At 59.8% G+C, this 16,397-nt stretch carries 19 protein-coding genes; 7 read left to right on the top strand and 12 right to left on the bottom strand.

From position 1 onward, the window contains the following. Positions 1 to 12 precede the first annotated feature (12 nt). Entirely contained in the window at positions 13 to 534 is a 522-nt protein-coding gene (locus LOY36_RS28605) for a DUF3617 domain-containing protein (protein WP_258671717.1), read from the top strand. A 78-nt stretch (positions 535 to 612) separates the two neighbouring features. Here LOY36_RS28605 and LOY36_RS28600 read toward each other — a convergent pair whose 3' ends face one another. The 7 genes from LOY36_RS28600 to folE2 are packed head-to-tail and all read right to left on the bottom strand — an operon-like array spanning position 613 to position 6,770. After that, positions 613 to 1,518: a His/Gly/Thr/Pro-type tRNA ligase C-terminal domain-containing protein gene (locus LOY36_RS28600; protein WP_019651272.1), complete on the bottom strand. Its 906-nt coding sequence runs from the start codon at positions 1,516 to 1,518 to the stop codon at positions 613 to 615. Between the two features lie 34 nt (positions 1,519 to 1,552). Then, the gene (locus LOY36_RS28595; RefSeq protein WP_258671714.1) at positions 1,553 to 2,890 is read right to left on the bottom strand and encodes a dihydroorotase; all 1,338 of its coding nucleotides are present in this window, start codon (positions 2,888 to 2,890) and stop codon (positions 1,553 to 1,555) included. 2 nt (positions 2,891 to 2,892) lie between these two features. Continuing rightward, on the bottom strand, positions 2,893 to 3,453 hold the full coding sequence (locus LOY36_RS28590) for a DapH/DapD/GlmU-related protein (RefSeq protein ID WP_019651274.1): 561 nt from the start codon (positions 3,451 to 3,453) through the stop codon (positions 2,893 to 2,895). Next, positions 3,450 to 4,325 (bottom strand): metal ABC transporter substrate-binding protein, encoded by an 876-nt coding sequence (locus LOY36_RS28585; RefSeq protein ID WP_258671712.1) that lies wholly within the window; start codon positions 4,323 to 4,325, stop codon positions 3,450 to 3,452. The genes LOY36_RS28590 and LOY36_RS28585 overlap by 4 nt, the downstream gene beginning before the upstream one ends. 11 nt (positions 4,326 to 4,336) lie before the next feature. After that, positions 4,337 to 5,203, bottom strand: coding sequence for a metal ABC transporter permease (locus LOY36_RS28580; protein WP_019651276.1), 867 nt, complete (start codon positions 5,201 to 5,203; stop codon positions 4,337 to 4,339). Continuing rightward, the gene (locus LOY36_RS28575) at positions 5,203 to 5,877 is read right to left on the bottom strand and encodes a metal ABC transporter ATP-binding protein (RefSeq protein ID WP_258671711.1); all 675 of its coding nucleotides are present in this window, start codon (positions 5,875 to 5,877) and stop codon (positions 5,203 to 5,205) included. Before LOY36_RS28575 ends, LOY36_RS28580 begins: the two co-directional genes overlap by 1 nt. Continuing rightward, positions 5,874 to 6,770 carry a GTP cyclohydrolase FolE2 gene (folE2, locus tag LOY36_RS28570; RefSeq protein ID WP_258671710.1) on the bottom strand — a complete coding sequence of 299 codons (897 nt, stop codon included), beginning with the start codon at positions 6,768 to 6,770 and terminating at the stop codon, positions 5,874 to 5,876. The genes LOY36_RS28575 and folE2 overlap by 4 nt, the downstream gene beginning before the upstream one ends. Positions 6,771 to 6,856: 86 nt before the next feature. Between folE2 and LOY36_RS28565 the strand changes: the two genes are divergently transcribed. Next, a complete protein-coding gene (locus tag LOY36_RS28565) occupies positions 6,857 to 8,065 on the top strand; it encodes an N-acetylmuramoyl-L-alanine amidase (RefSeq protein WP_258671709.1) in 1,209 nt (402 codons plus the stop codon). Here LOY36_RS28565 and LOY36_RS28560 read toward each other — a convergent pair. Then, complete coding sequence (locus LOY36_RS28560) at positions 8,062 to 8,439, bottom strand: hypothetical protein (protein ID WP_018927359.1); 378 nt, start codon at positions 8,437 to 8,439, stop codon at positions 8,062 to 8,064. The two genes, LOY36_RS28565 and LOY36_RS28560, sit on opposite strands and share 4 nt — an antisense overlap. Positions 8,440 to 8,582: 143 nt before the next feature. Here LOY36_RS28560 and zigA point away from each other — a divergent pair, with 143 nt between their 5' ends. Then, the gene (gene zigA / locus LOY36_RS28555) at positions 8,583 to 9,791 is read left to right on the top strand and encodes a zinc metallochaperone GTPase ZigA (protein WP_258671708.1); all 1,209 of its coding nucleotides are present in this window, start codon (positions 8,583 to 8,585) and stop codon (positions 9,789 to 9,791) included. Continuing rightward, the gene (locus LOY36_RS28550) at positions 9,791 to 10,441 is read left to right on the top strand and encodes a DUF1826 domain-containing protein (protein WP_258671707.1); all 651 of its coding nucleotides are present in this window, start codon (positions 9,791 to 9,793) and stop codon (positions 10,439 to 10,441) included. Before zigA ends, LOY36_RS28550 begins: the two co-directional genes overlap by 1 nt. 4 nt (positions 10,442 to 10,445) lie before the next feature. Here LOY36_RS28550 and LOY36_RS28545 read toward each other — a convergent pair whose 3' ends face one another. Beyond that, entirely contained in the window at positions 10,446 to 10,802 is a 357-nt protein-coding gene (locus tag LOY36_RS28545) for a hypothetical protein (protein WP_028940098.1), read from the bottom strand. Between the two features lie 27 nt (positions 10,803 to 10,829). Between LOY36_RS28545 and LOY36_RS28540 the strand changes: the two genes are divergently transcribed. Next, the gene (locus LOY36_RS28540) at positions 10,830 to 11,795 is read left to right on the top strand and encodes a GTP-binding protein (protein ID WP_258671706.1); all 966 of its coding nucleotides are present in this window, start codon (positions 10,830 to 10,832) and stop codon (positions 11,793 to 11,795) included. A 35-nt stretch (positions 11,796 to 11,830) separates the two neighbouring features. Here LOY36_RS28540 and LOY36_RS28535 read toward each other — a convergent pair whose 3' ends face one another. Next, positions 11,831 to 12,244: a DUF3301 domain-containing protein gene (locus tag LOY36_RS28535; protein ID WP_138866545.1), complete on the bottom strand. Its 414-nt coding sequence runs from the start codon at positions 12,242 to 12,244 to the stop codon at positions 11,831 to 11,833. 120 nt (positions 12,245 to 12,364) lie between these two features. Between LOY36_RS28535 and pdxY the strand changes: the two genes are divergently transcribed. Next, entirely contained in the window at positions 12,365 to 13,237 is an 873-nt protein-coding gene (gene pdxY, locus LOY36_RS28530; protein WP_258671705.1) for a pyridoxal kinase PdxY, read from the top strand. 81 nt (positions 13,238 to 13,318) lie between these two features. Here the strand turns inward: pdxY and LOY36_RS28525 are convergent, their stop codons facing one another. Next, positions 13,319 to 13,801: an acyl-CoA thioesterase gene (locus tag LOY36_RS28525; protein ID WP_007934430.1), complete on the bottom strand. Its 483-nt coding sequence runs from the start codon at positions 13,799 to 13,801 to the stop codon at positions 13,319 to 13,321. 205 nt (positions 13,802 to 14,006) lie between these two features. Between LOY36_RS28525 and LOY36_RS28520 the strand changes: the two genes are divergently transcribed. Continuing rightward, the gene (locus LOY36_RS28520) at positions 14,007 to 15,770 is read left to right on the top strand and encodes a cation:proton antiporter (RefSeq protein ID WP_019651286.1); all 1,764 of its coding nucleotides are present in this window, start codon (positions 14,007 to 14,009) and stop codon (positions 15,768 to 15,770) included. Positions 15,771 to 15,935: 165 nt separating this feature from the next. Here the strand turns inward: LOY36_RS28520 and LOY36_RS28515 are convergent, their stop codons facing one another. Further along, a complete protein-coding gene (locus LOY36_RS28515; RefSeq protein ID WP_007934432.1) occupies positions 15,936 to 16,343 on the bottom strand; it encodes an SMI1/KNR4 family protein in 408 nt (135 codons plus the stop codon). Positions 16,344 to 16,397 lie beyond the last annotated feature (54 nt).

The following is a 16,397-nucleotide window of genomic DNA, read 5'->3' as shown; positions in this document are numbered from 1 at the left end:
AGGAGTTACTCGATGAACGTTCGTCTGCTGGGTTTGGCCATGGCGTTTGGTTTGGCACTTCCTGTGGCCGCTCAGGCACAGATGCTGCAACCGGGCTTGTGGGAGTTGACCTCAAGCAACATGAAGGTCGATGACCAGAACATGCCCGATCTGCAATTGATCCTCGGCCAGCTACAAAACCAGATGACCCCCCAACAGCGGGCGATGCTGGAGAAACAAGGTATGACCATGGGCGGCAAAGGGATTCGGGCGTGCCTGACACCTGAGCAGGTGAAGAGCGACAACATTCCGCTGACGGACCCGCAATCGGGCTGCAAGCAGGAAATCACCGAGCGTACCGGTAACCAGTGGAAATTCCGTTTCAGCTGTCCGAAAGCGCAGGGCAGCGGAGTGGCCACTTTTATGAGTGACCGTGAGTTCACCACCAAGGTCAACGGCACCTTCAACGCCACCGGCATTCAGCAGAAGGGTAGCCTCGATACTCGCGCTGTGTGGTTGGGTCAGGATTGCGGCACAGTGAAGCCAAGGGCCTAAAAGCTTTGCGGGTAGGCTCGTTCCCACCAGGTCATATGTGATCCCTGTGGGAGCGGGCTCGCCCGCGAAGGTGTCCGCTCAGGCACCAGCAGTCTTGGGCGGGATCAACAAATCACACACCGCCTCAATCCCTTTCTCCCCGAAATCCTCCCCGCTGCCACTGCGCATGCTGACAAATCCACCGTCCTTTTCCTTCTCTCCGACCACCAACAGGTATGGCACTTTCTGGCTGTGCTGGCGAATCTTGCGGCTGATTTTCTCGTGACGCAGATCCGAGTTGGCGCGCAGTCCGCGCCGGCGCAGCGCTTCGGTCACCGAGTGCGCATAATCGCTCTGACGCTCATCGATATTCACAACCACGACCTGGGGTGGCGCTCGCCAGGTGTCCAGTTCCTGTTGGCTGGACCAACACGTGCCATAGATTCGTTGCTGCAACGTGCCGCTGATGTGGTCCAGTGCAAAGGCCTGCAACACCTTGGTGGTGGGAACATGCGGACCTGCCGCGAAACCCTCGAAGTCCCCCAGGCTGTACAGCGATAACCTTTTGCTACTCGTCGCCTGATAGGTCAGTTCCTGCCGGCGGATCGAATGGTTGGTCGCCGCCAGTGCACGCATACGCGCTTCGATCACTGGCAGCGCGGCCAGGGTTAGAGATCGCTGGAAAGCAAACTCATAAAAGAAACCGTCACCCAGCACCGATCCGGCCCGCAACTGCGCATTCGGATGCAGCTGTTTGACGGCCATGGCCAGCATCAGCGCACAGGAACGCCGAAGGATCTCCAGCCCGTCGGGCTCCTGGGACGTGACGATGCTGACCCGCGCATCACACTCGATCAGGAATCCACAGTCCACCAGCACGCCATCCACCCGACCCGCGAGCGCCGCATTAGCCAGGCCGAGGCTGATACTCGCGGCAACCTCAAACACGGACAGTGGTTGGTCGTACTCACGCATTGAACCATCAGGCAGGGTGATGTGGATCATGATCGGTGTTCTCGAATGTTTTCGATAACGTGCGTCAGCGCATAAACCGTAGTGGTAAGCCCTGACAGTTGTCATTAAGACGTTTGTCGTGCCAGGCAATTTGCCCCGACACGACGGTGGTGCTGACGCTGTGGCGAAAGCGATGCCGGGCGAAGGGGGTCCAGCCGCATTGCGAGAGGACCGGTTGTCGGGAGACGGCAATGCCATCGGGTTCGGATTTGATCAACACCAGGTCGGCCCAGTACCCTTCGCGCAGGTAGCCGCGGTCGGGAATGGCAAACAGATCGGCGACCCGGTGACTGGTCTTGGCCACAAGGGTGGTGATCGGCAGGATCTCATCGGCCACCAGTTCCAACAACGCGGGCAGGGCGTGTTGCACCAACGGCAAACCGGACGGCGCCTGGCTATAGGGTCGCTGTTTTTCGGCCCAGGTGTGAGGCGCGTGATCGCTGCCGATCACGTCCAGTCGATTACTCAACAGTGCTTTGCGCAAGGCATCGCGGTCGGTCTGGGTCTTGATCGCCGGGTTGCATTTGATCAGGTTGCCGAGGCTCGGGTAGTCGCGGTCGTCGAACAGCAAGTGATGCAGGCAGACCTCGGCAGTGATGCGTTTCTGTGCCAGCGGCTTGTCTTCAAACAGTGCCAGTTCCCGGGCGGTAGTCAGGTGCAAAACGTGCAGACGGGTGCCATGTCGCCTGGCCAGATCGACGGCCATTGAGGAGGATCGAAAGCACGCTTCGGCATTGCGGATCAGCGGGTGAGCAGCGGGTGGAAGGTGCTCACCGAACAGCTCTCGCAGGTTGGCCGCGTTGGCTTCAATGCTGGGCGTGTGTTCGCAGTGGGCCAGCAAAATAGTCGGCACCTCGGCGAACAGCCGTTCGAGAATTCGTGGATCGTCCACCAGCATGTTGCCCGTGGAGGCGCCCATGAACACTTTGACCCCGGCCACTTCACAAGGATTGAGCGCGGCGACGGTATCGAGATTGTCGTTGCTCACGCCGAAATGAAAACCGTAGTTGGCTACTGAATGGGTCGCCGCTCGACGCTTCTTGTCGGCCAGCGCGGCGAGGGTCAGGGTGGCCGGCGAGGTGTTGGGCATGTCCATGAAGCTGGTGATGCCGCCGGCCACCGCAGCTCGAGATTCAGTATGGAAGCTGCCCTTGTCCGGTGCTCCTGGGTCACGGAAATGCACCTGGTCATCGATCATGCCTGGCAGCAGCCATTGGCCGTTTGCGTCGATTTCCACAGCGGCTTTTTCACCTTCGATGCTGCTGGCGATCTTGACGATGCGACCGTGGCTTACCAGCAGATCACCGTCGAATTCCCGACCTTCGTTCACCAGCCGGGCGTTGCGAATCAGCACGCTGCTCATGGTCAGAACTCGTTCTGCAGGGCTTTGTAGCCGCGCACCAAATCGACGTTGGTGCGCGCTACGTCTTCGGAAAACTCCGAGGCGCTGACGCTGACGGGTGGGAACTGCGACAGGTCGGTGTTGGGGCCGATGCGTGTGGTGGAGGGCACGTAGAAGGCTTCAGGCAAGTCACGACCATCGACCACCGAGTTGTGCCGCACCACGCAACCGTCGCCCACCGCGCAGTTGAACAGCACGCTGTTGAAACCGATGAACACGCGATTGCCGACGGTGCAGGGGCCATGGACGATGGAGCGGTGGGCGATGGAGCTGAACTCGCCGATGGTCACCGCCGCGCCGGACTTGGAGTGGATCACCACGCCGTCCTGGATGTTCGAATTGGCGCCGATGGTGATCGCTTCCATCTCGCCCGAGTCGTCCACTTCATCGGCGCGAATCACTGCGTAGGGGCCGACGAAGACGTTCTCGCCGATCACCACTTTGCCGCAGATGATTGCGGTTTTATCCACGTAAGCCGACTCCGCAATCAACGGCAGATCACCTGAAGGATTCTTGCGGATCATGGCTTGCTCAACGCCTCGTACAAGGTGTTGAGGTTGTATTCGAACAGCCCGGTGAAGGTGCTGGCCGGGCCGGTTGCAGCGAGGGCATCGGAGTACAGCGTGCCGCCGATATGCGCGCCGCTTTCATCGGCGATTTGCTTGAGCAGGCGCGTGTCCTTGATGTTTTCCATGAACACCGCTTTGACCTTGGCCTGACGGATCTGTGTGATCAGCGCAGCGACTTCGGCGGCCGAAGGTTCGCGTTCGGTGGACAGACCTTGCGGCGCCATGAAGTCGATGCCGTAAGCCTGACCGAGATAGCCGAAGGCGTCATGGGAGGTCACGATTTTGCGATTACCCGGCGGCAGCGAACCGAGCTTGGCTTTAGCCTCGGCGAGCAAGGCGTAGATCTTTTTCAGATAGGCCTGGCTGTTGTGTTCGTAGTCGGTTTTGTTTGCAGGGTCGGCGGCGATCAGCGCTTTGGTGATGTTGCTGATGTACAACTCAGTGTTCGCCAGGTTGTGCCAGGCGTGCGGGTCGGGAATGGTTTCGCCGTCTTCATCCAGCGAGCGCGGAATGACACCGTGGCTGGCACTGATGACCGGGGCTTTGGTCTCGGTGCTGGTCACCAGGCGGTCCAGCCATGGCTCGAAACCCAACCCGTTCTTGATGATCAGTCTGGCGTTGAGCAGTGCCTTTGCATCGTCCGGCGTCGGCTCGTAGGTGTGGGCATCGGTGTCCGGGCCGACCATGTTGGTGATCTGAATATGGTCGCCGCCGACCTGATGGGTCATGTCGGCGAGGATGCTGAAGCTGGTGACTACCTGGAGTTTTTCCGCGGCAGACAGCGACATCGACAGCATCAGACTGAACAGCACGAGTAAAGCGCGCATCGGGTTACACCTCATTGGGATGTGAGCAAAGGCGGGCGGCGCAGCAAACCGTGTACCGGACCGAACACCACGGACAGCAGATACCAACCGCCAGCCACCAGCACGATTGCCGGGCCGCTGGGCAGCGAGTAGTAGAACGACAGCAACAATCCGAGCCAGACCGAGAGGCTGCCGAGCAACGCGGCGATGATGATCAGCACCGGCAAACGACGACTCCAGAAGCGAGAAGCCGCAGCCGGCAGCATCATCAAACCGACTACCATCAGCGCGCCGATAGCCTGGAAACCGATCACCAGGTTCAGCACCACCAACGTCAGAAATACCCCGTGAGCCAGCGGCCCGAGACGGCTGACGGTTTGCAGAAAGAGCGGGTCGAGGGTGTCCAGCAACAGTGGTTTGTAGATCAGGGCCATGGCGATCAGGCTGAAGCCCGAGACCCACAGCATGCCGGTCAAGGTCGGGCCATCGACCGCCAGCGCCGAACCGAACAACAGGTGCAACAGGTCCAGGCGCTTACCGGCGATGCCGAGGATCAGCACGCCGCTGGCCAGCGATATCGGGTAAATCGCGGCCAGGCTCGCGTCCTCCCGCAAGCCGGTGCGGCGGGTAATCCAGGCGGCCAGTCCGGCCATGCTCAGGCCGGCACCGAGGCCGCCAATGGTCAGCGCGGGCAGGCTCAACCCTGCGTACCAGAAGCCCAATGCGGCGCCGGGCAAGATGCCGTGAGCCACTGCATCGCCGATCAGACTCATTCGCCGCAGAATCAGAAACACCCCAAGCGGCGCCGTGCTGCAGGCCAGAACAAGGCCACCCAGCAGTGCCCGACGCATGAATACGAATTCGTGAAACGGTTGCCAAAGGTGAGCAGCGGCGATCATCAAGCCACCTGCGTCTGAGGTTGTTGGCGAATCAGCTCGGTACTGGGACCGAGGACGCAGCCGCGGCTTTTGATCAGTAGCGCTTGTGGAATCTGTTGGCGCACGGCGGCCAAGTCATGACACACCACGACCAGGGTTCGGCCTTCGGCATGCCAGGCGTGGAGGTGTTTCCAGAGCAGCGCCTGGCCGAGTTCGTCGAGTGCGGCGTGGGGTTCGTCGAGCAGCAGCAAGGGCGCTTCGGCGAGGCTCAATCGGGCGAGTAGGGCACGCTGTAATTCACCTCCGGAGAGGGCCATCAACGGGCGGTGCTCCAGACCGGTCAGGCACCAGTCTTCCAGTGCAGACTTGAGGCGCTGGCTGCGTATCTCTGGCGCTTGTTTGTTGCCCCAGAAACCGGCAGCCACTAACTCTTGCAGACTGATGGGGAATTGTCGGTCCAGGTGTTGTTGCTGAGGCAGGAACGAAAGGCCGCCCTTGCCCTTGCGTGGAACATCAATGACGACGTTGCCGGCCAGTGGCTTTTGCAGGCCGGCGATGACTTTCAGCAGGCTGCTTTTGCCCGATCCGTTGGCGCCGATGACGGCGGTCAGACTCCCCTTGGGCAGTTCGAAATCAACCGCTGGAGTGAGCGGCTGACCGGGTGCGCCCCAGCGCAAGGCTTGGCATCGGATCATGCGGCCTCCCAGTTCCAGCGGCTTTCGGCGACCGCATCGTGGGCGTGAAGGCTTTCGGCATGGACGACTCGCACGTGAAAGGCGTTGATGCCCGGGGAGCGTTTCAGTGCCAGGTTCAAGCGTCGCGCGGCATCTTCGCAGAACATCAGGTTCTGACCGTTGGCGAGGGCGAAAGCTTGTTCGTCGGCGCGTTTCACGGCGGTTTGCACAGCGGTGCCGAGGGCTGCTTCCGCGTCGTTGATCGCGGCGATCAACGGCAGGTCATCCAGATAGTCATCCAGACGCAGCAGCAATTGCGCATTACTGCGTTGGCTATGCGGCGTCGCGACGATGCCTTTCGTGGAACCGAGCCAAGCCAGAACGTCTTCGTGTTGCAATGGTTGATTGGCGAAGTCGTCAACGAATTGCTGCTGAATCAACTGCCTCGAAAGGGCTGCTGAGCAAGGACAGGTTGAGGAATAAGGCACATCGATTTTTAGTTCCACGTGGAACATCGCGTTTTTCAGACTCGCCTCGACGCTCACCGGATAGGTTTTCCAGCCGGCCAACGGACTGACGAGCGCGGGTCTTTTGAGCAGAAGTTCGGTGTGAATTTTTAGGTAAGCGTTGTGGGAAAGTCCTTCATGAGTCTCGAGAAAACTCAGCAAGACTCGCCGCAACAACGCGGGTGAAAGGTTTTCCTGCTCAAGCATTTCCAGCGCCAGGTACAGCCGCGACATATGGATGCCACGCGCCTCTCCATCGTCGAGGCTAACGCCAGCGTCGGCTTTTGCACTCAGTCGCTGGCCATCGAATAAAACAGGAAGAGCAATGCCGCGCATGCCCACCCAATCGAGTGGCAGGGCTTGGCGTGAGGCCTGCGCGGCGATATCCGGAAGAGTCAGCGCATTCATGAGCAGGTCCATCGTGGGAGTTGATTTGGCATGTTATATTATAACAATCAAATCGACGATGCCTTTTTCGTGAACGAGTTTTCATCATGCACAGACGCCACTTGCTCAACCTGATTCTGGCCAGCGCAGCCTTTGCGTTACCTTTTGGTGTGTCGGCCACGCAAATTCGCAATGCACGACTGTGGCGTTCGGACGACAAGCTGCGACTGGTGTTCGATCTGAGCGGGCCGGTGCAGTACAAAACTTTTTCCCTGAGTGCTCCGGAGCGGCTGATCATCGATCTGAGTGGCGCAAACTTCAGTGGCGACTTCAGTCAGCTGGCACTCGACAACTCGGTGATTCGTGCGATCCGTTCCGGGCATTTCGGTCAGGGCGATACACGGATCGTCCTCGACCTCAGCGGTCCGGTGCAGCTCAACAGCTTCCTGTTACCGCCACAGGATGGGCAGGGGCATCGATTGGTGCTCGATCTGAAGGCCATTGCTCCGCTACAGATCGCGGCGGCGCCGTCGGACAAACGTGAGCCCATCATCGACAAGGCTCATCCCAAGCGCGACATCATTGTGGTGGTCGACCCTGGTCACGGCGGCAAAGACCCGGGCGCGGTCGGCGTCAAAGGTGAGCGGGAGAAAGACGTGGTGCTATCGATCGCCCAGCTGTTGGCCAAGAGGCTGAAGCGTGAAAAGGGCTTCGACGTGAAACTGGTGCGTAACGATGACTTCTTCGTCCCGCTGCGCAAACGCGTGGAGATCGCCCGCAAGCACAAGGCCGACATGTTCATCTCGGTCCATGCGGACGCAGCGCCGCGTCTCACTGCTTCAGGTGCGTCGGTGTACTGCCTGTCCGAAGGCGGCGCGACCTCGGCCACGGCGCGCTTCATGGCGCAACGTGAGAACGGCGCGGACCTGTTGGGCGCCACCAGCCTGCTCAATCTCAAGGACAAGGATCCGATGCTCGCCGGGGTGATTCTCGACATGTCGATGAACGCCACCATCGCCGCCAGTTTGCAGTTGGGCAACACGGTGCTCGGCAGTCTGGCGGGCATTACCACCCTGCATCAGAAGCGTGTGGAACAGGCCGGTTTCGCCGTGCTGAAGTCGCCGGATGTGCCATCGATTCTGGTGGAAACCGGCTTCATCTCGAACGCCCGCGACAGCCAGCGACTGGTGACGGCGCGGCATCAGCAAGCGGTGGCGGATGGTTTGTTCGACGGTTTGCAGCGTTATTTCCAGAAGAATCCGCCGATGAACAGCTATATCGCCTGGCAGCAGGAGCAGAAGAAGGCTCAGGTCTAACAGCCAGTCAGCCGGCTACAGGTGAACTTCGCGCTGCTGCCCCCGGAGCTGGAGAACCGATTGATGGTTGTCCAGCCAACCCGGCGGTTGTAGCCGACCCAGGCTTCGCCATCGGACGCGATGCCGGTAAAGAACGTCAGTTGCCCATAACGGCTATTGGTCTGCGCCCAATAGCGTTTACCGGCCACTTCAAAGCCGCGCAAGTAGATCGTGCTACCGACGGTGTTAACGCTGTAGGCATTGCCGTCGGCATCCACGCAGGCCAGCAGATTGGCGCTGCGGGTGCATTTGGCCAGGCTGGGGATTTGTCCCCAGGCATCGACCGCGATCAGCAGCGAAAGGCTCAGCAGCGAGAATCTCAGGGCGTTTCCCATGGCATTTCTCAAGGGGCGGACGGGTTAAAGCATCGTGCCCTTTGTCGTTGTGGGCAAGAGGGGGAGTGGCTTGTTTGTATTGTTATACTATAACATAAATTAAGCCCGACATTGCGACCGGGCATCCCTGTGAGGAATACCTGATGCCCAATCGTCTCCCCGTGACCGTCCTGTCGGGCTTTCTCGGCGCCGGAAAAAGTACACTGCTTAATTACGTACTACGTAATCGCGATAATCTGCGGGTCGCGGTGATCGTCAACGACATGAGCGAGATCAATATTGATGGCATTGAAGTTCAACGCGATGTCAGCCTGAACCGTGCCGAAGAAAAACTCGTGGAAATGAGCAACGGCTGCATTTGCTGCACCTTGCGTGAAGATTTGCTCGAAGAAGTCAGCAAACTCGCCAAGGACGGTCGTTTCGATTACCTGTTGATCGAGTCCACCGGCATTTCCGAGCCACTGCCCGTGGCGGAAACCTTCACCTTTCGCGATGAAGAAGGGCAGAGCCTGGCCGACATTGCGCGGCTCGACACCATGGTCACCGTGGTCGACGGCATGAACTTCCTGCTCGACTACCAAGCTGCCGAAAGCCTCGCTTCCCGTGGTGAAACCCTGGGCGAGGAGGACGAACGCTCGATCACTGACCTGTTGATCGAGCAGATCGAATTCGCCGACGTGATCCTGATCAGCAAGATCGATTTGATCAGCAGCCGCGAACGCCAGGAGCTGATCGCGATCCTCGAACGGCTCAATGCCCAGGCCGAAATCATTCCGATGGTCATGGGCGAGGTGCCACTCAAGAAGATCCTCAACACTGGGCGTTTCGACTTCGAGAAGGCCGCTCAGGCACCAGGATGGTTACAGGAACTGCGCGGTGAACACGTACCGGAAACCGAGGAGTACGGCATTGCCTCCACAGCTTATCGGGCGCGGCGACCGTTTCATCCGCAGCGCTTTTTCAGCTTCATCGATCGCCCGTGGGTGAACGGCAAGCTGCTGCGTTCCAAGGGCTTTTTCTGGCTGGCCAGCAAACACATGGATGCCGGCAGTTGGTCCCAGGCCGGTGGCTTGATGCGCCACGGGTTTGCCGGGCGCTGGTGGCGTTTCGTGCCGAAAAACCAGTGGCCGCAGGACGAAGAAAGCACCGCCGGGATCATGGAAAACTGGACGGCCGCCACCGGCGATTGCCGGCAGGAACTGGTGTTTATCGGCCAGAACATCGACTTCGCGCAACTCACTGCCGAACTCGATAACTGCCTGCTGACAGATGAAGAAATGGCTTTGGGCGTCGAGGATTGGCGGTTGTTGCCCGACCCGTTCGGTCCTTGGCACGAAGAGGCAGCGGCCTGATGTTGGCGCCTAATCTGAAGTTGCGACCGGTCATTGCTCAGGTTCAAGGCGATACGCCAAAAGTGCTGACCGGGATTCTGGACGACGGCGTAAACCTCGCCCTTTGGCAACGCCAACTGCCGGCGCACATTGCCGATTTCGGTCGCTTGCTGTTGTCCCTGAACCAGCCGCTGGCCGAGTCGCTGTCCCTGGAAATGCCCAGTGATGACGCCGAGCCCAATCTCCACGGTCTAGCCTCAGGCTTCAGCGACCTTGAAGGTTTCGAAGGCTTTATCGCCGACGTTTCCTGGCTGGTCAGCGCGTTCGCCTGCCTATTGGGCGCCCAGCGCATCGGCCTGCGTCTGCGGGTTCTGGACAAAGCCATGTGCCCGCGTTTCCATGTCGATCATGTGCCGGTGCGGTTGATCACCACCTACGCAGGGGTCGGCAGCCAATGGTTGAAAGAAGGGGCAATGGATCGCCGGCAATTAGGCAAGCCTGAAGCCGAACCCCAGGATGATTCGCTGATCCAGCAAATCGCCAGCGGTGAAGTGGCGCTGCTCAAAGGAGAGAAGTGGCACGGCAACGAAGGTTTCGGCTTGATACACCGTTCGCCGCAGCCGGCACCGGGCGAGCGTCGTTTGATTCTGACCCTCGACTGGCTGGGCTGACAGCTCAAGGTTTGAGCCAGGTTCCCTGGCTCTGGGCTTCGCAAAACGGCTTCAGATACGCCGCATCGGTGGCCACGCCGTAATAGTGAATATCCTGCCGGTAAGGCATATTGGCGACTTGAGCGTTGCTGCATACCCCGAACGCGCCGGCGGGGCATTGGTCGACGTACTGCACCTCGACTTTCTGCCCGGCCAGATTCGGCTGGCAGAAGCCGTCGGCGAACAGTTTTTCCGGGATGTTGCGGTTCTGCTGGCAGACCTTCACGTCGAGCCGCGCAGCCGTACTATGTACCACGCAGGCCTGGGCCAGCGCTTCACCCGACGTAAGCGCCAGAAGTAACGACCATCCCATCAACCGCATCCTTTACCTCCTCAGAAAACTTCGACCATGTTGCAGAACATTCCCACCCACGTCATCGCCGGCCCGCTGGGTGCCGGCAAGACCAGCCTGATCAAGCACCTGCTGGCGCAACGGCCGGCCGGTGAGCGCTGGGCGGTGCTGATCAACGAATTCGGCCAGATCGGCCTGGATGCTGCGCTGCTGACCCAGGACGCCGATGGTATCGCACTGGGGGAAGTGGCCGGGGGGTGTTTGTGTTGCGTCAATGGTGCGCCGTTTCAGATCGGCCTCGGACGGTTGCTGCGCAAGGCACGACCGGATCGACTGTTCATCGAGCCCTCCGGGCTGGGGCATCCGGCGCAGTTGCTCAGGCAATTGAGCGAGGCGCCGTGGCAAGGCGTCCTGGCGGTGCAGCCTTGCGTGCTGGTGCTGGACGCCCAGGCGCTCGCGGCTGGAAAACCGCTGCCAGCGGCGCAACTGCAAGCGTTGGACAGTGCCGGGTTGCTGTTGCTGAACAAGGCAGAAAGCCTCGACGACAGTGATCGCCAGCGAATCGCCGCACAGTTGCCGTCGCGTCCTTTGTACTGGACGCAGCAAGCTGTCTTGCCGCTGAGCGAGTTACCGGGCCTCAAGGCTCAGGCTGTCGCGGGTGTGGATAACTTGATCGTGCCCAAGGGATTGGCGCAGATGCCGGCCATCTGGACTGACCCCGCCCAGCCGATTTGCTTGAGTCAGGCGCAAGAGGGTGGCTGGAGCGTCGGCTGGCGCTGGCATCCGAGTCAGACGTTCGATGCAGTGCTTGTCGGAAAGTGGCTTGAGAGCCTTGAATGGCTGCGGGCGAAGCTGGTTATCCACAGTGTCGAGGGCTGGGTGTCGGCCAACGCACTGGATAACTCGCTACTGGATTGGCAGCCCAGCGAATGGCAACGGGATTCGCGCATCGAGTTGATTTTCAGTGAAGTGCAGGATGTTGAGTCGCTGCAAAGAGATCTGGCCGATTGCCGGTCGGGGTGAAGATCAAAAGATCGCAGGCTGCGATCTTTTGATCTTCAAGGACGCCACTTGGTGTGTTCTTGCCGCCACTGGCTCAATTCAATCACCTCGGCACTGGGTTTTGCGACTTCGACCACCGGCGGTGTGTCGTCGAATGGCATTGGGTAGGGCGCGAGCTCGATCTGTGCGCTATGGGCGCCGAACTGAGTGATGGTGCCGTTGTGGCGGGTTTCGCCGGTCACGGTAAATTCGAAGTTATACACACGGGCCAGGCGCCGACGACCGTTGGCGTCTTTAATGAAAGCGATCTTCTTCAAGGCTACGTTGCCGTCCAGCAGCTCGATCCGCAGCTTGGCGCAATGCTGCTGAACCCGCTCCAGTGCGCGTTCGCGCAAGCCGTGGTTGTGCCACAGCCATGCGCCACCGGTGGCGAGCAGCATCAGCACGAAGATATTTCCTAGGGTCAGCATCAACAGGGTGCTCCAACAAGATAGTGTCAGCTTAACTGCGTCTCTGGTCTGTCGTACAGGCTGCGTTTAGTCGCATACTGCGCGGCTCGAATTTCAATCGGTTTATGGAAAACTCACCGCATGAAACGTACGCCCCATCTGCTCGCCATCCAGTCCCATGTGGTGTTCGGCCACGCTGGCAACAGCGCCGCGGTTTTCCCGATGCAGCGGGTCGGGGTGAACGTCTGGCCACTCAATACCGTGCAGTTCTCCAACCACACGCAATATGGCCAGTGGGCCGGGGAAGTGCTGGCCCCGCATCAGATTCCGGAATTGGTGGAAGGCATCGCGGCGATTGGCGAACTGGGCAACTGCGACGCCGTGTTGTCCGGCTACCTCGGCAGCGCGGCCCAGGGGCGGGCGATTCTGGCGGGAGTGGAGCGAATCAAATCGATCAATCCCAAAGCCTTGTACCTCTGCGATCCGGTGATGGGCCATCCGGAGAAGGGCTGCAGCGTTCCAGCCGAAGTCAGCGATTTCCTGCTGGAAGAGGCGGCGGCGATAGCCGACTTCATGTGCCCGAATCAGCTGGAGCTGAACAGCTTCTCGGGGCGCAAGGCGCAGTCACTGTTCGATTGCCTGGCCATGGCGCGGGCGCTGCTGGCGCGCGGTCCGAAGGCGGTGCTGGTCAAGCATCTCGACTATCCCGGCAAACTGGCGGATGGCTTCGAGATGTTGCTGGTGACCGCTGAAGGCAGCTGGCACTTGCGTCGGCCGTTGCTGGCGTTCCCGCGTCAGCCGGTGGGCGTTGGTGATCTGACTTCCGGGCTGTTCCTGGCGCGTGTGCTGCTGGGTGACAGTCTGCTGAGCGCCTTCGAATTCACCGCGGCGGCGGTGCATGAAGTGCTGCTGGAAACCCAGGCTTGTGCCAGCTATGAGCTGGAACTGGTGCGGGCGCAAGACCGGATCGCCCATCCACGAGTGCGGTTCGAGGCGACCGCGATCAGTTTGTAATGGTGTGGCGGTAGAAAAGATCGCAGCCTTCGGCAGCTCCCGCGCGTCTGTGGGCGCTGCCGCAGGCTGCGATCTTTTGCTTTAAGCGTCGCCCTTGATTTCCTGATAGCGCTTTTCCAGTTCCTGACGTATCTGCCGACGCTGCTGGGCCTGCATGTACCGACGCTTGTCTTCGCTGTTCTGCGGTTGCAGTGGCGGGACGGAGGCCGGTTTACGCTGGTCATCCACCGCGACCATGGTGAAGAAGCAGCTGTTGGTGTGGCGCACCGAGCGCTCGCGAATGTTCTCGGTCACGACCTTGATGCCCACTTCCATCGAGGTATTACCGGTGTAGTTGACCGAGGCCAGAAAGGTCACCAGCTCACCGACATGTATCGGCTCGCGGAAGATCACCTGATCCACCGACAAGGTCACTACGTAACGACCGGCATACCGGCTGGCGCAAGCGTAGGCCACTTCATCGAGGTATTTGAGCAGGGTGCCGCCGTGGACATTGCCAGAGAAGTTGGCCATGTCGGGGGTCATCAATACCGTCATCGACAGCTGGGCGTTTCCGGGTTCCATAACGTACTCACGGGTTCAAGGCAGGGTTTGGGGGTTGCACCTCTGTGGGTGCTTGTCGGTGTTTTTCAAACCAACAGTTATCGGGACGCCGGGCGGGGAGGCGCCGTCACGCCCGAAGCGATCTGTTTCCATATATTGCACCGTCTTTGCGCCGGAAGTCGTGGTGTTACCCTTCAAAAGCCCACCCTCGAAGGAGCCACACACCATGCATGCCATCAGTTTCATTCAGGATCTGGCAGTGATCATGTTGATCGCGGGTGTGGTGACCGTGCTCTTTCACCGTCTCAAACAGCCGGTGGTGCTCGGCTACATCGTCGCCGGTTTCATCATCGGCCCGCACACGCCGCCGTTCGGCCTGATTCACGACGAAGAAACCATCAAGACCCTTGCCGAACTCGGGGTGATTTTCCTGATGTTCTGCCTGGGGCTGGAGTTCAGCCTGCGCAAGCTGTTCAAGGTCGGCGCCACGGCGTTTATCGCGGCCTTCCTGGAAATCGTCCTGATGATCTGGATCGGCTACGAAATCGGTCGCTGGTTCGACTGGAATACCATGGACTCGCTGTTCCTCGGCGCGATCCTGGCGATTTCCTCGACCACCATCATCGTCAAGGCGCTCAACGACCTGAAGATGAAGAACGAGCGTTTTGCGCAGTTGATCTTCGGCGTACTGATCGTCGAGGACATCCTCGGTATCGGCATCATCGCCTTGCTGTCGAGCATCGCGGTTAGCGGCACGGTCAGTTCCGGCGAGGTCTTTTCCACCGTCGGCAAGCTTTCACTGTTCATGATTGTCGCACTGGTCATCGGCATTCTGCTGGTGCCGCGACTACTGGCCTATGTGGCGAAATTCGAAAGCAATGAGATGTTGCTGATTACCGTGCTGGGCCTGTGTTTCGGTTTCTGCCTGCTGGTGGTCAAGCTTGAATACAGCATGGTTCTCGGCGCGTTCCTGATCGGTGCGATCATGGCCGAATCACGCCAACTGCTGAAGATTGAGCAGTTGATCGAGCCGGTTCGCGACCTGTTCAGTGCGATCTTCTTCGTCGCCATTGGCCTGATGCTCGACCCGATGATCCTGTTGCAATACGCCTGGCCGATCGCGGTGATCACCGTCGCCGTGGTGCTGGGCAAGATGCTGTCCTGTGGCCTCGGCGCGTTTATCGCTGGCAATGACGGACGCACCTCACTGCGCGTGGGAATGGGGCTTTCACAGATTGGCGAATTCTCTTTCATCATCGCCGCGCTGGGCATGACGCTGCAGGTCACCAGCAGCTTTCTCTATCCGGTGGCTGTGGCCGTTTCGGTGATCACCACGCTGTTGACGCCCTATCTGATCCGCGCGGCCGATCCGCTGTCGATCAAGCTTGCTACCGTGATGCCGCAGCGCCTGGCTCGTGTGCTGGGGATGTATGGCGAATGGCTGCGCAGCATCCAGCCTCAGGGCGAGGGCGCGCTGTTGGCGTCGATGATTCGGCGGATTCTGTTGCAGGTGGGGGTCAATCTGGCGCTGGTGGTTGCGATCTTTTTATCGGGCGCCTTCTTCGCCGAGCGCATGTCCGTTTACCTGCAAGACTGGATCAGCGACCCGAGCTGGCAGAAAGCGTTGATCTGGGGTGGGGCGTTGCTGTTGTCGCTGCCGTTCCTGATCGCCGCCTATCGCAAGCTCAAGGCGCTGTCGATGCTACTGGCAGAAATGGGGGTGAAGCCGGAGATGGCCGGCCGCCACACGCAGCGAGTGCGGCGGGTGATCGCCGAAATGATCCCGATCCTCTCGCTGCTGGTGATTTTCCTGCTGCTGGCAGCCTTGTCGGCCAGTATTCTGCCGACCAACAAGTTGCTGGTGCTGATTGTCGTGGTCGCGGCTGCGGTAGCGGCGCTGCTCTGGCGCTGGTTCATCCGCGTGCATACGCGGATGCAGGTGGCCTTGCTGGAAACCCTGGATAACCACAAGGATTCGTCCGAGCATTGAGCGTGACGAATCCCTGTAGCAGCTGCCGAAGGCTGCGTTCGACTGCGCAGCAGTCGCCAATCAGGCTACGAGGTGATTCAGGTTAACCGAGTGTCAGGGTTTACGACTGCTTCGCAGCCGAACGCAGGCTGCGCCAGCTGCTACGAAAAGTCGTGCAGGGGTAAATCAGCTTTCCAGCCAGACGTCCCGTGCCCAATGCCAGACCGATTCCCAGGTTTCTTCGGCGAGTAACTCTTCTTCGGCCAGCCACAACACCACGGTGCCGTCTTCTTCGACGCAGTAGTAGTTGTCACCGTCCTGGCAAATCGGGATCAGGCTGCGATCAACACCAGCGTCCCAGGCGTTGGCGGCAACGTCCGGCAGGTAGGTGTGGGATTGCGGGTCGGTGACGGTCACCGGCTCCAGGCTGCCGTAGACTACATCGCTGACGGTCAGCAGGAATTCTCTGAATACGAAGGGAATGTCGATGAACAGTTGTTCTTCGATTTCTACCAGCAGATCTTCGTCGGGCAACTCCAAGGGGACCGGTACCGGTTCGTTGGCTTCACGCAGTTGTTCGATGATTTCTTCCACGTCCGGGATCCTCTTGCTTGATGGCGCGGTTTAGTTGGGGCGGTTTATACAGTA

Source organism: Pseudomonas sp. B21-019 (assembly GCF_024749225.1).
GTDB lineage: Bacteria > Pseudomonadota > Gammaproteobacteria > Pseudomonadales > Pseudomonadaceae > Aquipseudomonas.
This window is presented reverse-complemented; position numbering and strand designations above follow the sequence as displayed.